The organism is Falsiroseomonas sp., assembly GCF_030695085.1.
Taxonomy (GTDB): Bacteria; Pseudomonadota; Alphaproteobacteria; order Acetobacterales; family Acetobacteraceae; genus Falsiroseomonas.
This window is the reverse complement of the sequence record NZ_JAUYTS010000044.1, coordinates 1-4,844: the sequence shown is the minus strand read 5'-3', so window position 1 is coordinate 4,844 and position 4,844 is coordinate 1. Positions and strand designations below refer to the sequence as shown.

The 4,844-nt window shown below is 70.0% G+C and carries 5 protein-coding genes; all 5 read right to left on the bottom strand.

Annotation, left to right across the window (positions count from 1 at the left end):
- On the bottom strand, nt 1-370 hold a 370-nt coding region (locus tag Q8S40_RS05005; RefSeq protein WP_305669524.1), incomplete at its 3' end, for a glycosyltransferase.
- Complete coding sequence (locus Q8S40_RS05000; protein ID WP_305669523.1) at nt 367-1,497, bottom strand: FtsW/RodA/SpoVE family cell cycle protein; 1,131 nt, start codon at nt 1,495-1,497, stop codon at nt 367-369. The genes Q8S40_RS05000 and Q8S40_RS05005, both read right to left, overlap by 4 nt.
- Nucleotides 1,494-2,873: a UDP-N-acetylmuramoyl-L-alanine--D-glutamate ligase gene (gene murD, locus Q8S40_RS04995; RefSeq protein WP_305669522.1), complete on the bottom strand. Its 1,380-nt coding sequence runs from the start codon at nt 2,871-2,873 to the stop codon at nt 1,494-1,496. The genes Q8S40_RS05000 and murD overlap by 4 nt, the downstream gene beginning before the upstream one ends.
- Nucleotides 2,870-3,958 (bottom strand): phospho-N-acetylmuramoyl-pentapeptide-transferase, encoded by a 1,089-nt coding sequence (gene mraY, locus Q8S40_RS04990; protein WP_305669521.1) that lies wholly within the window; start codon nt 3,956-3,958, stop codon nt 2,870-2,872. Before mraY ends, murD begins: the two co-directional genes overlap by 4 nt.
- Nucleotides 3,955-4,844: Mur ligase family protein (locus tag Q8S40_RS04985; protein WP_305669520.1), on the bottom strand; the 890-nt coding region annotated here is incomplete at its 5' end. The genes Q8S40_RS04985 and mraY, both read right to left, overlap by 4 nt.

The window sequence follows — 4,844 nt, the reverse complement described above, 5'->3', positions numbered from 1 at the left end:
GCCGCGTCGCGCGGGGCAGGGTGCGGGCCGCGATCAGCGGCGGGACGGAGGGATAGCCGCCGAAGCCCACCACGGCGGCGGCGTCGAGCCTAACCAGGATGCGCCGTGCCTCGATGGTGCCGGCCGCCAGCGCCAAGGCGCCCATCGCCGCGCCGCGCAACCCACGCCCGGCCAGGCCCGAGCCCTTCAGCACGAAGCGTTCCGCATTGCCGAAGGCGGGGCTTTCGAAGGCGGCGCTGCGTGCATCCGTCATCAGCGCGATGCGTTCGCCACGCGCGACCAGCTCCGCCGCCAGCGCTTCCGCCGGAAACAGGTGCCCGCCGGTGCCGCCGGCGGCGATGACGATGGGGCGCACGGCCGGGCCCCTCATCGATCTTCCTCGGTCCGGGACAGGCGGCGGCGCGTCAGCGCCAGCAGCATTCCCATCCCGAGGGCAATGGCGACCACGGAGGACCCGCCATAGGAGACGAAAGGCAGCGTCATGCCCTTGGTCGGGATCAGGTGCAGGGTGGAGGCCATGTTGATGAAGCTCTGCAACCCGAACTGGGTCAGCAGGCCGGCGCAGGCCAGCACCACGAACAGGTCGGTCTCGCCCAGCAGCCGCACCAGCCCGCGCACCACGACGAAGGCGAACAGCGCCAGGATCACCAGGCACACCACCAGGCCGAACTCCTCCCCCGCCACGGCGAAGACGAAGTCCGCATGCGCGTCCGGCAGCACGTTCTTGATGCGGCCCTCGCCGGGGCCGCGACCGAGCAGACCGCCATTGCCGAAGGCTTCCAGCGCCACCTCCGCCTGGTAGTTGTCCGCATTCGGGTCGAGGAAGCGCTGCACGCGGGACTGCACGTGCGGGAAGGCGAAATAGGCGCCGACCGCGGCCGCCAGGCCACCGGCCGCGGCGACGAACACGACCATCATGTTCAGCCCGGCGACGAAGAACTGCGCGAAGAACACCGCGGCCACCACCAGCAGCATGCCGATATCCGGCTGCCGCTGCAGCAGCACCGCGCTGGTGATGAACAACAGCACCGCCAGCACCGTCGCGCCATGCCGGCGGTTCAGCTTGCCCTCCGTGATCAGCCAGGCCGCGACCACCGCGAAGCAGGGCTTGAGGAATTCGGAGGGCTGCAAGGACCCGATGCCGGGCAGCGAAATCCAGCGCCGCGCGCCCTTGATCTCGGCGCCCACCACCAGCGTCGCCGCCACCATCACCAGCGCGCCGCCAAGCCCAAGCCAGGCCAGCAGACGCACCTGCTTCACCGTCAGCATGGAGACCAGCACCATCACGCTGGCCGCCAGCGCCAGATAGGCGATCTGGCGCATGAAGAACATGTTGCGCGATGCGGCGCCGATGCGCTCCGCCACGGCGGGGCTGGCGGCCAACATCATGACGTAGCCGAAGCCGATCAGCGTCAGCAGCGCCGCCAACGTCCAGCGATCGACCGTCCACCACCAGCGGCCGACCGTCGAGGTATCGGCGCGTGAGACCTGCATCATGCCGCCCTCCCGCTTTCCGTGGATTCCATCGCCTGCACCAATGCGCGAAACCGATCGCCGCGCGCGTCGAAGCCGGTGAACTGGTCCCAGGACGCCGCGGCCGGGGACAGCAGCACCACAGCAGCGCCGGTGGCGCGGGCGGCGGCGGCGGCGGCCGGCACGGCGGCCTCGAGCGTCTCCACCACCTCATGCGCCACGCCATGCGCGGCCAGCGTCGCGGCGAAGGCCGGGCCGTCGCGGCCGATCAGGATGGCGTGCGCGATGCGCGGGAAATGCGGCGCCAGGCTCTCGATGCCGCCTTCCTTGCCGGTGCCGCCGGCGATCCACACGACACGGTCGTAGGAGGCAAGGGCGCGCGCCGCGCTTTCGGCGTTGGTCGCCTTGCTGTCATTGATGAAGCGCAGCCCGCCGATCTGCCCGGCCTGTTCCTGCCGATGCGGCAGCCCGCCGAAGCTGTGCAGGCCGCGGGCGATGTCATCCCGCGTCAGTCCGAGCGCCAGCGCCACGGCGGCGGCCGCGGCCGCGTTCTGCGCGTTATGTGCTCCGGGCAGGGCAGGGGCCTCGCGCAGATCGGCGATCTCGCCATCCTCATCGCGCAGGCTGCGGCCTGCCGCCCAGATGCCGCCCTGCACCGCGTGGAAACCAGAGACCGGGATCATCCGGGCGGCCAGTCCAGCGCCCATGGCTGTGGACAATTCATCGTCCTGACCGACCACGGCAAAGTCCTCGCGGCTCTGCCGCGCGAAGATATTCATCTTCGCAGCAGCATAGCCGGCCATGCTTCCATGACGGTCGAGGTGATCGGGGCTCAGGTTCAACATCACCCCCACCTTGAAGCCGACGGATGCGATTCGCTCCAAGCTATAGCTCGACATTTCGAGGGTGTAGGCGCCCTCCGACCCCAACATGTTGAGTCCGAGCGCCGCGGGGCCCAGGTTGCCGCCCACCTCCGAAATGCGTCCCGCACCCAGCAGGATGTGGTGCAGCAGGGCGGTGGTGGTGGATTTGCCATTGGTGCCGGTGATGCCGAGGAATGCTGCCTGGCTGCCGCTGGCGCGCACTGCGCGATACAGGAATTCCACGTCACACAGGATCGGCACGCCCGCCGCCCGTGCCGCCGCCGCGGCCGGGTGCGGCTGCGGCAGGGTGTGCGGGATGCCGGGCGACAGCAGCAGCGCATCGGCGGCGAAGCGGCCCCGGGACGGATCGCGCAGCGCGAAGCCCGCCGCCTCCGCCGCCGCGCGCGCCGCGGCGCCGTCATCCCAGCAGGTCACCTCCGCCCCCCATTCGGCCAGCCGCGCGGCGGCCGGCAGCCCGGCACGGCCGAGCCCGACCACGGCAATGCGCTGGCCCGAAAAGGGGACGAATGCGTTCATCGCAGCTTCAGCGTCGAAAGGCCGATGAGGCCGAGGATCATGGCGATGATCCAGAAGCGGATCACGATGGTGGCCTCGGCCCAGCCCTTCTTCTCGAAATGATGGTGCAGCGGCGCCATCAGGAAGACCCGCTGGCCGGTGCGCTTGAACCAGAAGACCTGGATGATGACGGACAGCGTCTCCACCACAAACAGCCCGCCGACGATCGCCAGCACGATCTCATGCTTCGTCGCGACCGCGACCGCGCCCAGCGCGCCGCCGAGCGCAAGCGAGCCCGTGTCGCCCATGAACACCGCCGCCGGCGGCGCGTTGAACCACAGGAAGCCCAGGCTGGCGCCGATCAGCGCGGAACAGAACACCGCCAGCTCGCCCGACCCGGCCACCGCATGCAGTTGCAGATGGTCCGCGAAGATGCGGTTGCCGACGAGATAGGCGATCAGCGCGAAGACACCCGCCGCGATCATCACCGGCACGATGGCCAGGCCATCCAGCCCATCCGTCAGGTTCACCGCATTGGACGCACCCATCATCACCAGCATGGCCATGATCGGGAAGGCGAAGCCGAGCGGGATGAGCAATTCCTTGAACACCGGCACGGCGAGCTTGTCGGACAGGAACTCCGGCATCAGGAAGCTCAGCCATACGGCGGCGGCCAGGCCGATCACCGCCTGCGCGATCAGCTTGGTGCGGCCGGAGACACCCTTGGTGTTGCGCTTGGTCACCTTCAGCCAGTCATCGGCGAAACCCAGCGCGCCATAGCCCAGGGTCACCATCAGCACGCACCAGACGAAGCCGTTGCGCAGATCGGCCCACAGCAGGGTGGACCCGGTCAGCGCCAGCAATATCAGCATGCCGCCCATGGTGGGCGTGCCCTTCTTGGTCAGCAGGTGGCTGGCCGGCCCATCCTCGCGGATCGGCTGGCCGCCATTCTGCTTCGCCCGCAGCCAGCGGATCAGCATGGGGCCGAAGAACAGGGCGATGACCAGCGCGGTGATGCAGGCGGCGCCAGCGCGGAAGGTGACGTAGCGCACCACGTTGAACAGCGCGAAACTTTCGGCCATCGGTGCGAGGATATGGAAGATCATGCGGTCGGGCTTTCGCGCAGCGCCTGCACCACGGTCTTCATGCCCGTCGCGAGACTGCCTTTGACAAGAACGGCATCACCATCGCGCAGCGCGGCGGCAACCAGGGGAGCCAGCTCGGCGGAGGTTTCGGCCCAGCCGCCGATGCGCGCCGCGGGCAGGGCGGCCAGCGCGTGGCGCATCATCGGCCCGCAGGCGAACACCAGGTCGGCCGCTTCCGCAATATGTGGCGCGAGGCCGGAATGTTCGTCTCGTGCGAAGTCGCCGAGTTCGCCCATCTGTCCCAGCACCGCCACGCGCCGCCGCGCCGGCAGCAGCTTCAGCAGCGCCAGCGCCGCGCGCATGGAGGGCGGCTGGCCGTTATAGGCCTCGTCCAGCAAGATCGCCCGGCCACCATCCGGCGTGGCGATGGCGCGGCGGTCGCCACGGCCCTGCAAGGCGCGAAACCCCGCCAGGGCGCCCGCCACCTGCGCCGCATCCACCCCCAGCGCCGCCACCGCGGCCAGCGCGGCCAGCGCGTTGCCGGCCATGTGCAGCCCCGGCGTGCCGAGCCGGAATGCCAGCTTCGTGCCGAGGATTTCGGCCCGCACATCGCTGCCTTCCGCATCGGCTTCGACCGCGATGGCATGCGCATCACCGCCCGCACCGAAGGTCACCACCCGCGCGGCCCCTGCGGCATCGCGCAGCAGCGGCAGGAAGGCGGTGTCCGCCGGCAGTACCGCGACGCCGCCCGGCAGCAGGCCGGACAGGATCGCCGCCTTCTCCCGCGCGATGGCCTCAAGGCTGCCCATATGGCCGAGATGCGCGGCGGCGATGCTGGTGATGACCGCGACATGCGGCCGCGCCAGCGCCGCCAGCGGCGCGATCTCGCCCGGATGGTTCATGCCCA